Origin of the sequence: Streptomyces sp. H39-S7 (genome assembly GCF_027158205.1) — a bacterium.
GTDB lineage: Bacteria > Actinomycetota > Actinomycetes > Streptomycetales > Streptomycetaceae > Actinacidiphila.
Map to the genome: position 1 here is coordinate 21817 of NZ_JAPVLU010000023.1, position 18368 is coordinate 40184.

The window sequence follows — 18368 nt, forward strand, 5'->3', positions numbered from 1 at the left end:
CCCACGGGACCGCATCCCCTTTTCGGTCTGTGAGAATGGGTGCGACATGCTGTCGAGGAAGGAAGTGCCGATCGTGGCTCAGAGCCCCGAGACCGACTGGGTCTCCCGTTTCGCGGACGAGGTCATTGCCGAGGCGGACCGTCGCGCCCCCGGCAAACCGATCGTCTGCGCATCGGGTCTCAGCCCGTCCGGCCCGATCCACCTCGGCAACCTGCGCGAGGTCATGACGCCCCACCTGGTGGCCGACGAGATCCGCCGCCGCGGCCGCGAGTGCGTCCACATCATCTCGTGGGACGACTACGACCGTTTCCGGAAGGTGCCCAACGGCGTCGACCCTTCGTGGTCGGAGCACATCGGCAAGCCGCTGACCTCGGTCCCGGCGCCGGCGGGCAGCGAGTACGGCAGTTGGGCCGAGCACTTCAAGGCGCCGATGATCGCCGCCCTCGCCGAGCTGGGCATCGAGTTCCACGGCATCAGCCAGACCGAGCAGTACACGGCCGGCGCCTACCGCGAGCAGGTGCTGTTCGCCATGCGTGAGCGCGGGGCGATCGACGCGATCCTCGACCGGTACCGGACGAAGGACAAGCCGGCGGGCAAGAAGCAGCAGCAGAAGCCGCTCGACGAGGCCGAGGTCGAGGCCGCCGCGGGCTCGGGCGCGGCCGACGAGGACGACGGCACCGGCGGCGCGGGCTACTACCCGTACAAGCCGTACTGCTCGGTCTGCGACAAGGACCTCACCACGGTCACCTCGTACGACGACGAGACCACCGAGCTTTCGTACACCTGCGCCTGCGGTCACTCCGAGACGGTGAAGCTCTCCGAGCACAACCGCGGCAAGCTGGTCTGGAAGGTCGACTGGCCGATGCGCTGGGCCTACGAGGGCGTGATCTTCGAGCCCTCGGGCGTCGACCACTCGTCGCCGGGCTCCTCGTTCGTCGTGGGCGGCCAGATCGTCCGCGAGGTCTTCGGCGGCGAGCAGCCCATCGGCCCGATGTACGCCTTCGTCGGCATCAGCGGCATGGCCAAGATGAGCAGCTCGGCCGGCGGCGTGCCCACGCCGTCCGACGCGCTGGAGATCATGGAGGCGCCGCTGGTGCGCTGGCTCTACGCCCGCCGCCGCCCCAACCAGTCCTTCAAGGTCGCCTTCGACCAGGAGATCCAGCGCACCTACGACGAGTGGGACGCGCTGGAGCGCAAGATCGCCGACGGCTCGGTGCAGGCCGCCGACGCCGCCGCGTACAGCCGGGCCACCCGCACGGCCGCGGGTGAGCTGCCGCGGACGCCGCACCCGCTGCCGTACCGGACGCTCGCCTCCGTCGTCGACATCACCACCGGTCACGACGAACAGACACTGCGGATCCTGCGCGATCTGGACCCGGCCAACCCCGTCACGTCGCTGGACGAGACCCGGCCGCGTCTCGACCGCGCCCAGGCGTGGATCACCACCCACGTCCCCGCGGACCAGCGCACCCGGGTCCGCACCGAGCCGGATCGTGAGATTCTCGGCAGCCTTCCGGCCGCCGACCGGGCCGCGCTCGACCTGTTGGTCGGCGGACTCGACGACCACTGGTCGCTGGACGGCCTGACGACCCTCGTCTACGCCGTGCCCAAGCTCCAGGCGGGCCTGGACGCCGACGCGAAGCCGACGCCCGAACTCAAGGTCGCGCAGCGGTCGTTCTTCGCGCTGCTCTACCAACTGCTCGTCGGCCGAGACACCGGCCCCCGGCTGCCCACCCTGCTGCTCGCGGTGGGCGCGGACCGCGTCCGTACGCTGCTCGGCGCCGTCTGACCGAAGACGGCTGGTCCCCCGGTTGCCCTTCCGGCGGCCGGGGGATCTCTTTTTACGGAACCTGTTCCGAGTCCCACTCGGTCCGGTACTGCGACTCGAACTCCGTCAGGTACCGGCGCAGCGTCCCCTCGCTGAGCGGGCCCCCCGAGCGGCCCGTGACACCGTAGTTCTCCAGCAGGTAGCGGCCGAACTGGCGCGGGTTGGGGAACTCGTTGACCTCGACCACGTAGCGGCGGAACGCCCCGTAGTACTGCTCCTCGCGCGGCACGTCGGGTTCGATGTGCGGCGGGCGGTGCAGAGCGGGTGCCGGCTCGGGCTCGGGCTCGGGCTCGGGGTCAGGCTCCGCTTCCGGTTCCGGGGCGTAGGCGCTGACCTGCGCGGAGCCGTAGCCGTTGGCGAGGGTGCGGACGCGGCCGGGGGAGACGGGGACCGTGGTGCGGGCGTCGGGTTCCGGGTCCGGGTCCGGCACCGGCGCCGGTATGCGGGCGCGGGCGGCCGCCGGGGCCGGCTGGGTCCGCCGGACCTGCGGCACGGGTTCCGGTGCGGGCTGCGGTGCCGGCTGCGGCTCGGGCTCCGGCCGCTGCTCCTGCTCGGCCGGGTGGGGCGACTCCAGGGCCAGGGCGGGCACAGGCACGGGTGCCGGGGCCGGTACCGGCCCCTGGACAGTGATGCCGGCGGCGGCGAGGCCGAGGGGGGCGGTTTCGGCGAGGGGGATGCCGTAGCGGGCCAGGCGCAGGGGCATGAGGGCTTCGACGGGGGCTTTGCGGCGCCAGGCCCGTCCGTAGCGGGCCTGGAGGCGGGCCTGGTAGACGAGGCGGTCCTGTTCGAGGCGGATGACCTGGTCGTAGGAGCGCAGTTCCCACAGCTTCATGCGGCGCCAGAGCTTGAAGGTGGGGAAGGGGGCGAGGAGCCAGCGGGTGAGGCGGACCGATTCCATGTGTTTGTCGGCCGTCAGGTCCGCGACGCGGCCCACCGCGTGGCGGGCGGCTTCCACGCAGACGACGAACAGGACCGGGATGATGCCGTGCATGCCGACGCCGACCGGGTCGGGCCAGGCGGCGGCGCCGTTGAAGGCGATGGTGGCGGCGGTCAGCAGCCAGGCGGTCTGGCGCAGCAGCGGGAACGGGATCCGCATCCAGGTCAGCAGCAGGTCCAGGGCCAGCAGCACCACGATGCCGGCGTCCACGCCGATCGGGAACACGTTCGCGAACCAGCCGAAGCCCTTGTTCTGCGCGAGCTCCCGCACCGCGGCGTACGATCCCGCGAACCCGATCGCGGCGATCACCACCGCACCGGCGACCACCACACCGACAAGGATCCGATGCGTCCGGGTCATGCGTATCGCGGGCACCCGCGACCCCTCCCACCCTCGGCAACTGACCGGCCCAGACTGTCATATGGCGGCCGGGCCAGGTCGTGCAAAGGCGCCGATACCGGCACAGGTACGACCGGAGTTGTTACGCGTTCGCCGCCGCGACCGAGGCCACGGCCTCCTTCGCCGCCGCGACCGCGTCCTTCAGCAGCTGAGCGGCCGCCGGAGTCTTCGCGTCCTCGAAACCCGCGCCGTTGTGGGACAGGATCACGATGACGTTGCCGGTCCGCGCGATCACCGTCTCGTCCTGGTAGCGCAGCTTGTCCTTCTCCACCGGCGCGCTGACCACGGTCGCCTCGTCGCCGACGCCGTCCGCCTTCGTAGAGGTGGCGCCCTTGAGCCCGCCCGCCACGGCGACCTGCTCGGTGAAGCGCTTCTTCGCCTGCTCCTCGCCGCTGCCGACCCCGTTCGCCGAGTCGAAGCGCTGCAGGGCCACGTCCAGCCAGCGGAACTGGAAGCCGTCGAGTCCGTTCCACGAGCAGCCGCCGCGCGCGGTGGCGTCCGCGGACTTCGCCGGCGTGCCCGCCGCGCTCTTCGCCTTCGGGACGAGCCGCGCCACGGTGGCCGCCGGGACCGTCTTGCAGGGGTCCGGCAGCTTCGTGAACTTCGCCGCGGCGGGGGCCGCCGAGGCGGACGTCTTGGCGGAGCCCGAGGCGTCCGGGGACTTCTTGGGCGAGTCCGACCCCGACGAGCAGCCGGCGATGAGCAGTACCGGCACGGCGGCACAGGCGAGAACTCGGGCGATGCGCGGTGCTGAACGGTGCATGGGTCCTTCGCTCACTTCATTGCTCCGACGAGGGGCGGGGCCGGCCGGGGTGCCGGGAAACGGACAGCCTACGGGGCGCCCGTTATCGGACGATCCGGGCTCACTTGATCGTCTTGACGAGGGCGTCCGCCACTTGCTCCGCGCCCTGCTGCAGGTCAGCGCTCTGCGGGGTGGTGGCCTTGTCCGCCGACCACTGCGCGTACGAGATCGTCACGAGGACGTTCGCCGTACGGAAAACGAGAGTGATGTCACGGTGGACCCCCGAGTCGCGGGTCATCAGCTCGTCGTCGATGAAGGCCGCGTCGCCGACCTCGGCGAGCAGCCGCGGCGCGAGATCGGGGGAGGTCGAGGGGGAGGTCGGCGTGCCGACGGGGTTCTGGCCCGGGAGGCCGGCCGGGCTGCCGGTCGGCAGCACGGGCGCCGTCGTCACGGGAGCGCTCGGGGTCGCCTGGATGCCGGCCTTCAGCACCTTGGCCTCGTAGTCCGACTGCGCCTGCGCCTCGTCGCTGACCCCGGGGTCGTAGGACACGACCCGCTCGAAGTCGATCTGCAGATAGCGGTTGCCCTGCGAGGTCTCACCGGCCCAGGTGCAGCCGACCCGCCGGTTGGTGTCGTAGGTGAGCTCGGCGGCGCCCGAGTACTCCGGGGCGTTCGGCACCAGCTTCTTGAGCGCGTCCGGGTCGAGCGAGCCGCACGGCTCCGGCAGTTTGCGGTACTTGCCGGGCGGCGCGGGGGCGATCTTCTGCTCGCCGACGGCGGATTTTGGGTCCACCGCCGCCGGGTCCTTACCGCCGTCCGCGGTGCAGGCACTCAGCCCCGAAACGGCCAGTGCGGCCGCGCAGACGATGCCCAGCAGTCCTCGCGATGGCTGCACTGGCCAGGCTCCTTCCACCGGGGGGGTGCCCCGAAATCCCTTGGCGCGCGCGTGCGTGCCGTGGACACAATGTCTACCGCACCTGCTGACGCGGCTGCGTGGCCCTCTGGGGTTATCGGACGTTTCGTCCACATTATTGATGTCATCGCGGCGCGATTCGTTGTGCCTATTTGTCCGTTCGAGAAGGGGGATGGAGATGTCCTACACCGAGGTGCCCGGCGTCCGGGTGCCGATCCGCATGTGGACCGACCCGGCCTCCGTCGAGGACGGCGCGATGCAGCAGCTGCGCAACGTCTCGTCGCTGCCGTGGATCAAGGGTCTCGCCGTGATGCCGGACGTCCACTACGGCAAGGGCGCGACGGTCGGCTCCGTCATCGCCATGCACGGCGCGGTCTGCCCGGCGGCGGTCGGCGTCGACATCGGCTGCGGCATGAGCGCGGTGAAGACCTCCCTCACCGCCAACGACCTGCCGGGTGATCTGTCGCGGCTCCGGTCGAAGATCGAGCAGACGATCCCGGTCGGGCGTGGCATGCACAAGGAGATGGTCGACCCGCGCCGCATGCACGGGTTTCCGACGGCGGGGTGGGACGAGTTCTGGGCGGGGTTCGACGGACTGGCGAAAGAGGTCAAATTCCGTCATGAACGGGCCACAAAGCAGATGGGAACGCTCGGCGGCGGCAACCACTTCTGTGAAGTAACGATCGCCGATGACAACTCTGTCTGGCTCATGCTGCATTCCGGCTCCCGGAACATCGGCAAGGAACTCGCCGAGTACCACATCGGCGAGGCGCAGAAGCTGCCGCACAACCAGGATCTGGCCGACCGTGACCTCGCGGTCTTCAACTCCGACACCCCGCAGATGGCGGCCTACCGGCGCGATCTCTTCTGGGCGCAGGAGTACGCCAAGCGCAATCGCGCGATCATGATGGCGCTCTTCCAGGACGTGATCCGCAAGGAGTTCAAGAAGGCCAAGCCGACCTTCGACGACGTGATCAGCTGCCACCACAACTACGTGGCGGAAGAGCGCTACGACGGCATGGACCTGCTCGTCACCCGCAAGGGCGCGATCCGGGCCGGCTCCGGCGAGTTCGGGATCATCCCGGGCTCCATGGGCACCAGCTCGTACATCGTGAAGGGCCTCGGCAACGCCGACGCGTTCAACTCCGCCTCGCACGGCGCGGGCCGCCGGATGAGCAGGGGCGCGGCGAAGAAGCGGTTCACGACGCGGGACCTGGAGGACCAGACGCGGGGCGTGGAGTGCCGCAAGGACTCCGGTGTCGTCGACGAGATCCCGGGCGCGTACAAACCGATCGAGAAGGTCATCGAGCAGCAGCGGGACCTGGTCCAGGTCGTGGCCAAGCTGAAGCAGGTCGTCTGCGTCAAGGGCTGAACGGTGCGGCCGGTGGGGGCGGGGGTGATCACCCGCCCCCACCGGCACGTCCGGGTCAGTTCTCGCGGTGGACCTTGTAGTTGGAGGCCTGGGCGCGGGGGCGGACGACCAGGAGGTCGATGTTGACGTGTGCGGGGCGGGTGACGGCCCAGGCGATGGTGTCGGCGACGTCGTCGGCCGAGAGGGGTTCGGCGACGCCCGCGTAGACCTTGGCGGCCTTGTCGGTGTCGCCGCCGAAGCGGGTGACGGCGAACTCGTCGGTCTTCACCATGCCCGGCGCGATCTCGATGACGCGGACCGGGTCGCCGCACAGTTCGAGGCGGAGGGTCTCGGCGATGACGTGCGCGCCGTGCTTGGCGGCCACGTAGCCGCCGCCGCCCTCGTAGGTGGCCAGGCCCGCGGTGGAGGAGAGCACGACGACCGTGCCGTCCCCGCCGGCGGTGAGGGCCGGGAGCAGGGCCTGGGTGATGTTGAGGACGCCGATCACGTTGACCTCGTACATCGCGCGCCAGTCGGCGGGGTCGGAGGTGGCGACGGTGTCGGCGCCGAGGGCGCCGCCCGCGTTGGCGACGAGGACGTCGCAGCGGTCGAGGGAGGCGGCGAAGGCGTCCACGGCCGCGCGGTCGGTGACGTCCAGGGCGTGGGCGGCCGCCGAGTGGCCGGCGGCGGTGAGTTCCTTGGCGAGCGTTTCGAGGCGGTCGGCGCGGCGGGCCGTGAGCAGTACGTGGTAGCCGGCGGCGGCGAGCTTGCGGGCGGTCGCGGCACCGATGCCGCTGCTCGCCCCGGTGACCACTGCGGTACGGATGCTCATGTCACGGCGCCTTTCGACTGCGGGATGGCTTTCCCGTCGAGCATAGGCGGCGGGTCGGTGGCGTCCGGCGGCCGGTTCGGATCTTCATTAGCATCGTGGGAGCGGGGTGCCCGTGTTGTTCATGGAGGAATCGGTTCAGTGGTGAGCACGGGCACGCGGGTGGTTGCCGGACGGGCCGGACAGGCCGGACGGGCCGGGCGGCGGTTGCTGTGGCCGGTGGGGGTGTGGCTGCTGACCCGGTTGGTGCTGGTGACCGCGGCGCTGCGGCTCGGCCCGTTCCGCAGCGACGACGGCGTGGACGTGTCCGTGTCGAAGGTGTACCGCGGGTGGTACGACGTGCTGAGCTCCGGCTCCTTCCCGCACGACGACGTGTCCTGGCAGTACCCGCCGGGTGCCGCGCTGCCGGTTCTCGCTCCGCGGCTGGTGCCGTTCCTGGACTATTCGCACGCGTTCATCGTGCTGTGCGCGGTGTGTGACGCGGTGGTGCTGGCGGCGCTGGTGTACGCGGCCCGGTACCCGGACGGGCGGCGCAGTGTCGCCGGCGCGTGGATGTGGGTGGCGGGGCTGCCGCTGCTGAGCACGGTGCCGTGGAGCCGGTTCGACGTGATGGTGACGGCGGTCGCGGTGGGGGCGCTGCTGGCGGCCGGTACGCGGCGGGTGTGGGCGGACCGGGTGTTCGGGGTGCTGGTCGGGATCGGCGCGGTGGTGAAGGTGTGGCCGGTGCTGCTGCTCGTGGGCACGGCGCGCGGGCGGCGCACCCGGCTGTCGTGGCCGGTGGCGGTGTTGTCCGCGGTGCTGGTGACGGTGGGATTCCTGCTGGCGATGCCGGGCGCCCTGTCGTTCCTGACGTATCAGGGGGACCGCGGCATCGAGGTGGAGTCGCTCGGGGCGCTGCCGTTCCACCTGGCGCGGCACTTCGGCTGGTCGGGGCACTGGGCGCCGCACGACGGGTCGATGGAGTTCATCGGCCCGTACGTGCGGGTGGTGGCGCGGGTGAGTGCGGCCCTGACGGTCGTCGCGTTCGGGTGGCTGCTGCTGTGGCGGGTGCGGTCGGGGGCGGGGCGTACGGAGGCGTGGGTGCTGCCGGACGCGGCGCTGACGGCCGTCCTGCTGTTCGTGGTGACGAGCCGGGTGATCAGCCCGCAGTACATGGTGTGGCTGGTGGGCCTGGCGGCGGTGTGCCTGCTGCACCGGGCGACGACGCAGCGGCCGGTGGCGTGGCTGCTGCTGGCCGCGTGCGTGCTGACGACGGCGGTGTTCCCGTACCTGTTCCGGGATCTGCTCGGCGGGTCGGTCCTGGCGGCGCTGCTGCTGGCGGCGCGTGATCTGATCCTGCTGGTGGCGGCGGTGCTGTCCGCGGTGCGGCTGTGGCGGGTGACGGTGCCGGGCGTCACGGGGGATGGTGCGCCCGGCACCGCCGGCTTCAGCGGGCCTTGAAGCCCTGTTCGGTGAGCCACCGGAAGACGTCGGGGACCTGGGACTTCCAGACGCTCGTGCCGTGGCCGCCGGCGCCCTCGGCGATCTGGACCACCTTGACCTTCGTGGGTGCCTTCGCCGCGTTCCGCAGGGCCACGCCGTCCTGGTAGCCGTCGCCCGAGGCGCCGGAGACGTAGAGCGACGTGTGCGGCGGGTGCGCGGCGTGCTGGAGCATGAACAGCGGGTTGGACTTCTCGCGCAGCACCGGGTCCTTGGCGGTGAGGGAGTCCTTCTCCGCGCCGGGGTTGTTGTAGCCGGAGAGGCTGACGCCGGCCGCGTACCGGTCGGGGTGCTCGATGGCGAGGCGCGCGGCGCAGTGGGCGCCGGCGGAGTATCCGACGACGCCCCAGCCCGCGGCGTTGTCCTGGGCGCGGAAGTTGTCGGTCACCATGCGGCGGACGTCGACGCTCAGCCAGGTGTCGGCGTTGACCTTGGCGGGGATGTTGGCGCAGCCGGTGTCCTGGCCGCCGAGGAGCGTGGTGCGCGGTGAGACGAGGATGAACGGGGCGATCCTGCCGTTCTGCATCAGCGGCTTGAGCTGCGACTGGACCTTGAGGGTGCCGTACCAGGCCTTGGCGGATCCGGGGTAGCCGGGGAGCAGTTCGACGACCGGGAACTTCTTGTCCTTGTACGCGGGGTCGTTGTACTGCGGCGGCAGCCAGACGTAGACCTCGCCCTGGACGCCGGAGACCCGGCCCTTCAGGTCGGCCTGCTGGACGTCGGCCATGTTCGGGCCCTTGGCCTGCTTGAACTTCTGCTCGATCCGCGGTTCGCGCCTGGCCTGCGCCGCGCCGCCGTCGGGGCCGAGGTCCGCGGTGGCCTGGACGTGGGTGCCGGTGCCGAGGAGGTCTTCCCAGTTGTCGTACAGGCTGTTGGAGTTGTTCACGATCACGAAGACCATGAGCACCGACGTGACCTGGCAGAGCAGCAGCATGCCGAACCGGGCCGCGTACCGCACGGCCCGCGGCCCGCGCAGCCGGCTCCAGAGGGTGAGCGGCAGCGCCAGGGCGACCAGCACGAGGAGGATCGTGCAGAGGAAGAACGGGGTCCCCGTCAGGCTCATCAGAATCTCGATTCCCAATCTTGGGCGCAGTGCCCCGGCCCGGCGTTCCACCCGCTTATGAGCCTCTCGACATGACGAGACGGAATTCGGGCGGTGGGGGTTGCGCTGCCTCTCCCGGTGAATTGGGACGAGGGTCACGCCGGTCACGGGCAACGGGCGTGATGTGACCCACGGCACCATGGCGGGCCGGAACGTTGGGTAAAGATCCGGAATCACAACAGGCGTAAGCGTCGCTCCGCCCTGTCGGGCCGGATGAAGGGGGACCTGCCCCGTGAAACGTTGGCCCATGGCAGTGGCGGCCGTTGTGGTGCTGCTCCTCTTCGCCGGTTACGGCTCCCGGCCTCTTCCGTTCCGCGGCGGCGGCCCGGACTTCCCGCACACGGCGGCGGGGACGGCCTCATCGATCCTGTCCGGCGCGCACGCGTCGTTCACCGATCAGCGGACGACGCTGGCGGGCGGCACCAAGATCGGTATGACCACGTACCGGGGGAAGAAGTCCGGGTTCACCGGCAAGGTGTGGGTGTGGGCGCCGCCGCAGTACTACGACCCGCGGTACGCGAAGAGCGCGTTCCCGGTGCTGATAGCCCTGCCGGGCAGTTACGGCTTTCCGTACAACTACTGGATCCGCGGCGACCTGGGTCTTCAGGAGGACGTGGCGCGGTGGTCGGCGCAGGGCGGCGGGCTGCCGTTCATCGTGGTCATGCCGGTGATGAATCCGGGGCCGCACTACCACGACTGCAGTGACATCCCGGGTCAGCAGAAGATGGGCACCTGGATGACGAGCGATGTCCCCGACCTGGTGCGGGAGAACTTCCGGACGTTCGCGAGCCGCGACGGCTGGGCCTTCATGGGCTCGTCGTCGGGGGGTTTCTGCGCCCTGAAGAGCGTGCTCCAGCACCCGGAGACGTTCAAGGCGGCCATAGTGAGCGGCCCCGACATAGTGCCGGACTCCTCGCTGTGGCGCGGTCACCTCAAGGAGAAGCAGGCGAACAACCCGCAGGTGCTGGCGCAGCGGCTCATCGACCGGCGCGGGCCGGAGGTCTACCTGGCCTTCCAGGTCGGCACCGAGGAGAGCCGGGGGGAGATGGCGAAGGTCAGGCAGTTCATCGCGGGGTACGGGAAGGGTCCGGTCAGGACCCGTCTGCAGACCATCGTCGGCGGCCGGCACGACGGGATCTCCTACTTGCGGGGCATGGGGCAGGGCTCCATGAAGTGGATCAGTGACCACCTGCGGGCGCCGACGCCGGCGGCGTGACGGCGGCCGGCTCGGCTCTGTTCAGCGCCGGAAGGCGAGGGCGCGCCGGACCAGTGCTGTGGCGCGCCAGTAGGCGTCGAGGGCGTATCCGGTGACGGCGGCGAGCGCGAGCACGGGCCGGGCGAAGGGTGGGGCGGACGGCTGCCGGCCGGTCGCCATCGTGCCGGATGTCGGGAATGTAGCCATATGCGGCACGGTAGCGACTGGTCCGGTGCCTGTCGCGCCCAAGGCACCCGAATGGCGTCATCACGGTTTGGCCCGGATCATTGGCTGCGCGAGGCCAGATAGGCCCGCGCTTTCACGAGCGTGGCCGCACGGGCATGGAACACCACGGATTCCCCGGGCCCGGAGATCTCCACCCGCATTCCGCCGTCCGGGTGCCGCTCCACGGAGACGGTCTCCTTGAACGCGAACGTCCATCCGTCGATCACCAGTCCGGACACGCCGGTGAACGAAAGGAACATCTCGAACGCGTTGAGCCCTTTCGCGGTCCATTCCGGAAGCGGCTGGTCCGGAAGTCGATCCAGTTCGAAGCCGAGGGTGATCGCGGTATCCCGTTCGTCGATGTGCAGATAGAACAGGCCGCACTGCGACAGGTCGGGAGCGGACGCGAAGAGATCGGTGACGAGGCCGGGATCGTCGAGGAGCTCGGGCCAGTCAGACGCGCTCATAGAAATTCTTCTCCCAGACGTCGGGGACGGTGCTCCAGCGGAACTGGTCGGTCCTGCCCACGAAATGCCGCGGTCCGGCGTCCGTCCCGTCGTCGGACCGCGCGTAGGCGCTCAGGTGTCCGACGGTGAGGGAGTCGCTGCTGGTGAACGCCAACTCCGCGCCTGCGCCCCGCATCCCGACCCGGATCCGCCGGTTCTCCTCCTCCTCGATCACCACGTCCGCGGTCACCGGCGGGCTCCAGCCGCGCATGACGACGTCCGCCACGGCGAGGAAGCGCAGCTGGCACTGGAACGTGTCGCACCCGGCCGCCGCCCACTCGGGCGGCGGGGCGTCAGGGAACCGCGGCAGGTCGAACCGCAGGATCAGCGTCGGCCCCCGCCGGTCCAGGTGCACGGACCGCACCGTGAGGGATTCCAGCGCGGGGACGGGCGAGTAGAACGCCTCCAGCGCCGGTCTATTCACCAACAGGCTTTCCCAGGCTCGGGTCATAGTAGTAATGCTCCTCACATCCCGGCAGCTGCCCGTTCCGTGGTTCGTCGGCGGGCCTGACGTGTACGTGCGGCTCCTGGCGGCCGGGATCGCCCGGCTCCCGGTGACCGGTGTGGTGGTCCTGGAAGGTGATGAGGTCACCCGATTCGGTGAGGTGGTCCTCTTCCCTGAAGTAGATCGCGTTGTGCTCCGCGTCGAACAGCTGGGGGCTGCCCTGCCACTCCGGGCCCGTCGAGGGTACCCACTCGCGCACTTCCCAGGGCTCCTGGCCCTCCGGGACCCCGGCCTCCCGCAACGCCCTGGCCTTCACCTCGGCGTAGCTCGGCACCGGATCGCCGCACTCCAGGCCGAGCGGGTCGATCCAGGCCAGCGGGTTGCTGATGTAGGCGTGGTGGTTCGGGGCGGGTGCCAGGCCCAGCGGGTCGGGGCTCAGATAGGCGGCGGTCTCGGGGGAGTAGTACCGGAAGAGGTTGTAGTGCAGCCCCGTCTCGTCGTCGTGGTACTGCCCCGGGAAGCGCAGCGGGCAGTCGGCGGCGCCGGAGGCGGAGAGCGGCGCGCCCCACAGCGTCGTGCGGTGCCGCCAGGCGATGGAGCCGTCGGGGTCGACGAGCTCGGTGGGTGTTCCCACCACGTCCGTGACGATGGCGTAGAACCGCGCGTCGATCTCGGCCTGGGGCGCGCCCGCAGCGCCGGTGGCGTCCGTTCCGCCCGCGGCGCCGGTCCGCGCGGTCCGCACGGACCGCTCGGTCTGGGACAGCACCCGGTGGGAGCCCGGCGCCCAGTCCCAGGTCGTCGTCCGCCCGTCCCGCGTCTGCTCGGCCAGCCGGCTGCCGTCCCAGCAGAAGTCGGTCCGCTCCAGGACGGTGCCGTCCGCCCCGACCAGCTGTTTGGCGATCCGCCGGCCGAGCGCGTCGTACAGGTAGTGCCAGTGGCGGCCGTCGGGGGTGACGACGTCGGTGAGACGGTCGTCGGCCGACCAGGTGTAGTGCCAGTCGCGTCCCCCGCCGGACAGCAGTCTGACCCTGCGGCGCACGACGCGCCCCTGGTCGTCGTAGGCGTAGTGGGTGCGCCCGGCGCTCCGGATCAGGGTGCCGGTGACGGCACGCTCGCCCGAGCTGTCCGCGGCGGCGAGGTCGCCGAGGCCGGCGTGGCTGACGTTGCCCGAACCGTCGTAGGCGTAGCTCTCCGTCCAGCCCTCGGACCGTACGGCCGTCACCCGGCCGACCGGGTCCAGCTCGTAGCGGCTGCTGCCGGCGTGAAGGTCGTCCACCGCGGTGACGTAGCCGTCGGCCCGGTAGCTGTAGATGCGCCGCTGGAGCACCTGCGCCGGGTCGTCGACGGCGGATCCGCCGAGTTCCGGGAACCCGGTCGTGACGGTCTGCCCGGTGAGCCGGCGGTTTCCGTCCCACTCCTGGACGAGGGTGGCCGCGCCGCCCAGCCGCCGTTCGACCTCGTGGCCCTCGGCGTCGTAGGTGAAGTCGAGCGTGTGTCCGGCGGTGCTCAGCGCGGTGGGCCGGCCGTCGGGCCGCCAGCTCCAGCTGCTGTCGAGTCCGGAGGGGGTGCGCCGCACGGTGCGGCGGCCCAGGACGTCGTACGTGTTCGCCAGCGTCCGGCCGTTGCAGGACTCGGCGACCAGCCGGCCGGCCGCGTCCCGCTCCATCGTGACGTCGGCGTCGGCGTTGACGGCCCGCAGCACCCGCCCCGCGGCGTCGTAGGTGAACGAGGTGACCGAGTCGCCGTGCGCCTGGCCCACGACGCGCCCCATGACGTCCCGGCTGAAGCGGATGGCCTGGCCGGCGCCGTTGACGCGCTCGACCAGTTGCCCCGCCGCGTCGTGACGGTAGCTGAGGGTGCGGCCGTTGAAGTCGCTCTCCCGGACGAGCCGGCCCGCCGGGTCGTACTCGTAGTCCCACGTCAGGCCGTCCGCGTTCGCGACGGACCGCAGCCGGAGCTCGGTGTCGTAGGAGAACCGCAGGGTGCTGCCGTCCGGGGCGGTGCGGGCCGAACGCAGCGCGAAGTGGGTGGACTCGAAGCGCGTGACGCCGCCCGACGCGTCGCGGTGCGCGACCAGCTGCCCTTCGGCGTCCCACGTCCAGCTCTCGTCGGCACCGTCCGGAAACGTCCGCCAGGACGGTTTTCCGTCGGCGGTCCAGCCGATCCGGGTGACGGCCGCCGAGGTGCCTCCGGCCGCTCCCGCGGTTCCGGTGCTCTCGGCGACCTCGGTCACCCGTCCGCAGATGTCGCGGGTGAAGCGGGTGACGGCACCCGCCGGATCCGCCAGTTCCACGACCAGGCCCGCCGCGTCGGCCCTGCTGTACCGCGTGTTGCCCGCCGGGTCGGTCACCGCCGCCAGATGGCCGCGCGCGTCGTACTCGTAGGACCGGACCGCGCCCTGCGGATCGGTCGTCGTCAGCAGGTTCCCGCGGTCGTCCCAGGTGTGCTCCCAGCGGGCGCCGCCGGGGTAGAGGCTCGCGACCGGACGGTTCAGCTCGTTGTAGCGGAACGCGACGGATGTCCCGTCGGCGCGGACGACCGAGGTGAGGTTGCCCATCTCGTCGTACGTGCGCCGGTTGGTGCGGCCCAGGGGGTCGGTGCTCGCCAGGAGCCGGTTGCGCGCGTCCCATTCGCTGTACGTGGCGCGGCCGAGCGGATCGGTGGTGGACGTGAGCTGCAGGCGTTCGTTGTAGCGGTAGACGGTGGTCCGGCCGAGGGAGTCGGTGTAGGAGTTGGTGCGGGTCTGCGGGTCGTAGGTGATCGTGCAGTCGAGGAATCCGTCGGCCCCCTCGCCCCGGACGCAGCGGTCGGCCTCGTCGTACTCGAAGCGGTACCAGCTGTCGTTGCGGTCGACCCACCGGGTGATGCGGTGGCCGGAGTCGTACTCCAGGTGCAGGGAGCGGCCTGCCGCGTCGACCACCTCGGTGAGGTCGCCCGCGGTGCTGTAGCGGAAGCCGCGCAGCGGCGGTTCCGGCTCCACGCCCGCCGCGGCCCCCGTGCCGCTTCCGGCCGGGGCCTCCTCCATCGCGCTGTGCGGGCCGACCGGGTTCACGGGGCGCAGCGCGGTGATCCGGCCCCCGTCGGTGTCGATGGCCAGGTGGTAGCCGCCGGAGTGGCGGATCGCGGTGGGGGTGCCGTCGTCGGCGCGCTCGAACTCGATGCGATGGCCGTTGCGGTCGGAGATGGCGCGCAGCGGCAGGGTGAAGCGGGTGCCCGCCCCGGGGCTCACGACCGGGGCGAAGTGCCGGGTCCGGCCGGCCACCGGATCGGTTATGCGGATGGCGGAGCCGGGAGTTCCGTCCCACTCCAGCGGCCAGCGCGGCCCCTGCGTCGGGAGCACGGCGACACCGGGTCCGGGAACGGGGTAGACGAGGATCATCCCGTCCTCGGCGGCGAACGTGATGCCGGCGCCGTCCGCTTCCAGCCGCTGGTCGATCGTCGAGGCCCAACTGGGCCCGAACCAGCCGCCGGACCGGTAGCCGGACAGATGGGTCCGCTGGAGGCTGAGCGGCAGCAGGCCGGGCAGGTCGACATCGCGCTCCTGCCGGAGCATCTCGCCGGTGATCATGTCGATCGGGTCACCGTTCAGGCACTTGCCGTCGGCCTGCCGGCCCGCCTTGGCCTCGTTCGCCGCGCCCTTGCGCAGCGAGGTGAACCCGTCCTTGAGGTCCTTCCCGACCTGCCGCACCGCGGTCGCGCCCTTGCGTACGCCGTTGGCGACGTTCTGCAGCGCCTTGCCGCTCTTGAGGAGCGCGGGCAGGCTCTTGGCCGCCTTGGCGAGGCCGCCGAGGGTCGTCAGGCCCTTGAAACCGGGGATGCAGTCCAGGGCGGCGAACGCGACGTCCCAGAGACTGGCTTTTCCTTGCGCGTATTTGACGAGGGTGTCGGCGAGGACGACGAGGGCGGCGGCGAGCACGAGCCAGGCGAGCGGTCCGCCGATGATCATCACGAGGATGCCGAGGACGGCGACGATGACCTTGCAGACGGCGACGATCTCGTCCCAGTGGTCGGCGACCCAGTCGACCGCCTTCTCCCACCAGTGCTTGTTCTTGATGCCCGCGTCCGACGCCTCGTGCAGCGCGTGCTCGGCCGTCGACGCGGCGGTGTCCCGCAAATGGGCCGCTTGTGCGGCGAGTTCCTTGGCCGCGTCCAGCCGCTGCTGCGCGTCGTGCACGGCGGAGTTCGCGGACTTCTGCGCGTTCGAGGCGTCCAGGGCGTTCCGGGTCGCGGTGCGGACCTCGTCCGCCGACGGCGGCTCCACACCCGGCTTCGGATCGGCCTGGTACTCCTTGGACTTGTCGCCCGCCCGCTTCACCCAGTCGGTCGCGTTGTTCTGCGTCGATTTGGCGGCGTCCAGGTCCTGCCGCGCCGCGCGGCCCTGGGACAGGGCCCGGTCGGCGTCCGCCTGCGCGGTCTCCAACTTCGGCCAGTACGTCTCCAGAGCGCCCGACGCGAGCCGGTAGGACCTCTCCAGCTTGTCGAGTTCGCCCGGCAGGTCGCCGAACTGCTCCCGGTACGCGTCGGCGGCGAGTCCCGCCCAGTCCTGGACCGCGTTGTTGCCGCTCAACCCCTTGACCGACCGCAGGGCCGAGGAGACGTCGTCCGCGAAGTCACCCAGCTTGCGGGCGAGTTCCTTCACCTCGAACGGATCGCCCGGCACCGGATCCCGGTCGAGATCCAGCACATGCCAATCCGTCGGACGATTCGCCATTCCCTGCTCCCCGTGTGTTGCCGCCTTCCCGCAACCCTCTCACTTCGATCACTCGCGTCATCGGGAGGCTCCGAGCTCACAGCAGGTAGGGACGCAGGTCGCCTCCGGCCGGTTGCGGGCCGCTACGCGGGGGGCGCCGCGAGGAGGGTGCGGAGGTCGGCGATCTCGTAGCCGCGGGCGCGGACGGCGTCGATGATCAGGGGGAGGGCCTGGGCGTCGAGGATGGTGGGGCGCTCGTTGGGGTCGCCGACGTGCATCTGGATGATCTCGCCCGGCGTCAGGGAGTCCAGGGCGCGGGTGACGGCCTTCTGCACGGTCATGCCACCCGCTGTGTTGAGGTAGCCGTTGGTGTCGGTGGTCCACTCGATGTCCGCGAAGCCGAGCGCGTTGACCTCCGTCACCTGCTGCGCGGTGGTCTCGCCGTAGGGGAACCGGACGAACGGCAGCGGCGCCGTCCCGATCGCTGTGCGCAGCGCCTGGTCGGCGAGGCGCACCTCGCGTTCCCGCCCCTCGCAGGTGAGCTCGTCGAAGTGCGGGTGGCTGTAGCTGTGGTTGGCGATGCCGTGCCCCGCCGCCGCCATCGCCCGGGCGGCGGCCGGGTGGGCCTCGGCGAACTGTCCGGTCAGGAAGAACGTGGCGGGTGCCTTGGCGTCGTGCAGCACCTTCAGGACGGTGTCCAGGCCCGTCTCGTCCCACGCCGCGTTGAACGTCAGCGCGACCATCTGCTGCTGGACGGGCAGGGTGCGGACCACCCGGCCGAGCAGGTTCGCGGGGAGTGCGGGAGCGTCCGTCCCGCCCGACGGGCATACGGCGGCGGCCGGCGCCGCGGCGGCCGTCCGCCCGGTCGCGGGGGCGGCGGCCGACGCGACGATCGCCATGAGGGCGGCGATGACGGTCAGGAGAGCGGTGCGCTGGGTCATGGCACGGCAGCGTAGGAGCGGAGCCGGAGCGGACGCGGTACATCGGGGGTGATGTCGCCGATTACACCCGACTTGTCCCCCGCCGGGCGAAAACCTGCCGTGGCGCGAATACGCACCTGTACATCCGGGAGATTGCACGCAAGGCGGGCGCGGATCGTCAGAAGGGCCCGGTCAGGGCCAGACCAGGCAGTACAGCTGGTGACCGGCCTCGTGGCAGCGGGAGGCGAATCCCTGCCACTCGTGGAGCATCTGATAGATGACGAAGGCGTCTCGGGGGCCGCGGCGGTCCGGGACGGTGGACCAGATGAAGGCGGCGGCGCCGAGTTCTTCTTCGCCGGCTTTGCGCAGGGGTTCCACCACGCTCATCGGGAGCTTGACGACGGCGTAGTCCGGGTGGAGGACGACGAGTTCCAGCGGCGGGACCTTGGCCGGGGGTATGCCCTCGATGCCGGTGAGCACCATGGCGGCCATGGTCTCCGGCTTGACCTTGGTGTACATGCCGTTGCCGAGTTCGTCGCCGCCGAGTTCCTCGGGGCGCATGGAGATCGGGACCCGGGCGGCTGTGGCGCCATCGGGTGCCCCGAAGTACTTGTAGGTCACCCCCACTCGGCCACCCCTGCTCCCACTCTCCGCGGCTGCTCTGCGATCGCGATCGGAGGACCGACGACGCCTGCCGGTGGGCCGGGCGTGGTCGGGCTCGTGGTCGCCCGTTCCCTCGCCCAGTTCGCCACCGCGCTGCATTTCACTACCCGACCATTCACAGACCCAACCGCGCAACCCGATCAT

General features: G+C 71.1%; 15 protein-coding genes. 4 read left to right on the plus strand and 11 right to left on the minus strand.

Translation table 11 applies throughout. The features are described 5' to 3' along the window. The first annotated feature begins 46 nt into the window (after positions 1–46). On the plus strand, positions 47–1789 hold the full coding sequence (gene lysS / locus O3X23_RS22595; RefSeq protein ID WP_443047937.1) for a lysine--tRNA ligase: 1743 nt from the start codon (positions 47–49) through the stop codon (positions 1787–1789). Positions 1790–1841: 52 nt separating this feature from the next. Here the strand turns inward: lysS and O3X23_RS22600 are convergent, their stop codons facing one another. From O3X23_RS22600 to O3X23_RS22610, 3 genes are all read right to left on the minus strand, one after another. Next, positions 1842–3125: a DUF2637 domain-containing protein gene (locus tag O3X23_RS22600; RefSeq protein ID WP_269273305.1), complete on the minus strand. Its 1284-nt coding sequence runs from the start codon at positions 3123–3125 to the stop codon at positions 1842–1844. A gap of 121 nt (positions 3126–3246) precedes the next feature. Then, a complete protein-coding gene (locus O3X23_RS22605) occupies positions 3247–3927 on the minus strand; it encodes a DUF3558 family protein (RefSeq protein ID WP_269273306.1) in 681 nt (226 codons plus the stop codon). A gap of 100 nt (positions 3928–4027) precedes the next feature. Further along, a complete protein-coding gene (locus O3X23_RS22610) occupies positions 4028–4801 on the minus strand; it encodes a hypothetical protein (RefSeq protein ID WP_269273307.1) in 774 nt (257 codons plus the stop codon). Positions 4802–4997: 196 nt separating this feature from the next. Here O3X23_RS22610 and O3X23_RS22615 point away from each other — a divergent pair, with 196 nt between their 5' ends. Further along, on the plus strand, positions 4998–6191 hold the full coding sequence (locus O3X23_RS22615) for an RtcB family protein (RefSeq protein WP_269273308.1): 1194 nt from the start codon (positions 4998–5000) through the stop codon (positions 6189–6191). A 55-nt stretch (positions 6192–6246) separates the two neighbouring features. On the opposite strand, the gene O3X23_RS22620 is transcribed toward O3X23_RS22615, so the two are convergent. Next, positions 6247–7002, minus strand: coding sequence for an SDR family NAD(P)-dependent oxidoreductase (locus O3X23_RS22620; protein WP_269273309.1), 756 nt, complete (start codon positions 7000–7002; stop codon positions 6247–6249). A 141-nt stretch (positions 7003–7143) separates the two neighbouring features. Here O3X23_RS22620 and O3X23_RS22625 point away from each other — a divergent pair, with 141 nt between their 5' ends. Next, entirely contained in the window at positions 7144–8439 is a 1296-nt protein-coding gene (locus O3X23_RS22625; protein WP_269273310.1) for a glycosyltransferase family 87 protein, read from the plus strand. Here the strand turns inward: O3X23_RS22625 and O3X23_RS22630 are convergent. Further along, the gene (locus tag O3X23_RS22630; RefSeq protein ID WP_269273311.1) at positions 8426–9541 is read right to left on the minus strand and encodes an alpha/beta hydrolase; all 1116 of its coding nucleotides are present in this window, start codon (positions 9539–9541) and stop codon (positions 8426–8428) included. The genes O3X23_RS22625 and O3X23_RS22630 overlap by 14 nt on opposite strands. Before the next feature lie 286 nt (positions 9542–9827). Between O3X23_RS22630 and O3X23_RS22635 the strand changes: the two genes are divergently transcribed. Further along, positions 9828–10796 carry an alpha/beta hydrolase gene (locus O3X23_RS22635; RefSeq protein WP_269273312.1) on the plus strand — a complete coding sequence of 323 codons (969 nt, stop codon included), beginning with the start codon at positions 9828–9830 and terminating at the stop codon, positions 10794–10796. Positions 10797–10817: 21 nt separating this feature from the next. On the opposite strand, the gene O3X23_RS22640 is transcribed toward O3X23_RS22635, so the two are convergent. The 6 genes from O3X23_RS22640 to O3X23_RS22665 all read right to left on the minus strand — a co-directional run bounded on the left by O3X23_RS22640 (position 10818) and on the right by O3X23_RS22665 (position 18323). Continuing rightward, the gene (locus O3X23_RS22640) at positions 10818–10982 is read right to left on the minus strand and encodes a hypothetical protein (protein ID WP_269273313.1); all 165 of its coding nucleotides are present in this window, start codon (positions 10980–10982) and stop codon (positions 10818–10820) included. 77 nt (positions 10983–11059) lie between these two features. Then, positions 11060–11467: an Imm50 family immunity protein gene (locus O3X23_RS22645; protein WP_269273314.1), complete on the minus strand. Its 408-nt coding sequence runs from the start codon at positions 11465–11467 to the stop codon at positions 11060–11062. Beyond that, positions 11454–11930: an Imm50 family immunity protein gene (locus O3X23_RS22650; RefSeq protein ID WP_269273402.1), complete on the minus strand. Its 477-nt coding sequence runs from the start codon at positions 11928–11930 to the stop codon at positions 11454–11456. Before O3X23_RS22650 ends, O3X23_RS22645 begins: the two co-directional genes overlap by 14 nt. Further along, positions 11923–16662 carry a DUF6531 domain-containing protein gene (locus O3X23_RS22655; protein WP_269273315.1) on the minus strand — a complete coding sequence of 1580 codons (4740 nt, stop codon included), beginning with the start codon at positions 16660–16662 and terminating at the stop codon, positions 11923–11925. The genes O3X23_RS22650 and O3X23_RS22655 overlap by 8 nt, the downstream gene beginning before the upstream one ends. Before the next feature lie 122 nt (positions 16663–16784). Next, complete coding sequence (locus tag O3X23_RS22660) at positions 16785–17582, minus strand: polysaccharide deacetylase family protein (protein ID WP_269273316.1); 798 nt, start codon at positions 17580–17582, stop codon at positions 16785–16787. 171 nt (positions 17583–17753) lie between these two features. Continuing rightward, positions 17754–18323 carry a hypothetical protein gene (locus tag O3X23_RS22665; RefSeq protein WP_269273317.1) on the minus strand — a complete coding sequence of 190 codons (570 nt, stop codon included), beginning with the start codon at positions 18321–18323 and terminating at the stop codon, positions 17754–17756. Positions 18324–18368 lie beyond the last annotated feature (45 nt).

Bases quoted from the DNA above. Each gene is read 5' to 3' on its own strand.
- lysS (WP_443047937.1), top strand. From the start codon at position 47: ATGCTGTCGAGGAAGGAAGTGCCGATCGTGGCTCAGAGCCCCGAGACC.
- O3X23_RS22600 (WP_269273305.1), bottom strand. From the start codon at position 3,125: ATGACCCGGACGCATCGGATCCTTGTCGGTGTGGTGGTCGCCGGTGCG.
- O3X23_RS22605 (WP_269273306.1), bottom strand. From the start codon at position 3,927: ATGCACCGTTCAGCACCGCGCATCGCCCGAGTTCTCGCCTGTGCCGCC.
- O3X23_RS22615 (WP_269273308.1), top strand. From the start codon at position 4,998: ATGTCCTACACCGAGGTGCCCGGCGTCCGGGTGCCGATCCGCATGTGG.
- O3X23_RS22620 (WP_269273309.1), bottom strand. From the start codon at position 7,002: ATGAGCATCCGTACCGCAGTGGTCACCGGGGCGAGCAGCGGCATCGGT.
- O3X23_RS22630 (WP_269273311.1), bottom strand. From the start codon at position 9,541: ATGAGCCTGACGGGGACCCCGTTCTTCCTCTGCACGATCCTCCTCGTG.
- O3X23_RS22635 (WP_269273312.1), top strand. From the start codon at position 9,828: ATGGCAGTGGCGGCCGTTGTGGTGCTGCTCCTCTTCGCCGGTTACGGC.
- O3X23_RS22640 (WP_269273313.1), bottom strand. From the start codon at position 10,982: ATGGCTACATTCCCGACATCCGGCACGATGGCGACCGGCCGGCAGCCG.
- O3X23_RS22645 (WP_269273314.1), bottom strand. From the start codon at position 11,467: ATGAGCGCGTCTGACTGGCCCGAGCTCCTCGACGATCCCGGCCTCGTC.
- O3X23_RS22655 (WP_269273315.1), bottom strand. From the start codon at position 16,662: ATGGCGAATCGTCCGACGGATTGGCATGTGCTGGATCTCGACCGGGAT.
- O3X23_RS22660 (WP_269273316.1), bottom strand. From the start codon at position 17,582: ATGACCCAGCGCACCGCTCTCCTGACCGTCATCGCCGCCCTCATGGCG.
- O3X23_RS22665 (WP_269273317.1), bottom strand. From the start codon at position 18,323: ATGCAGCGCGGTGGCGAACTGGGCGAGGGAACGGGCGACCACGAGCCC.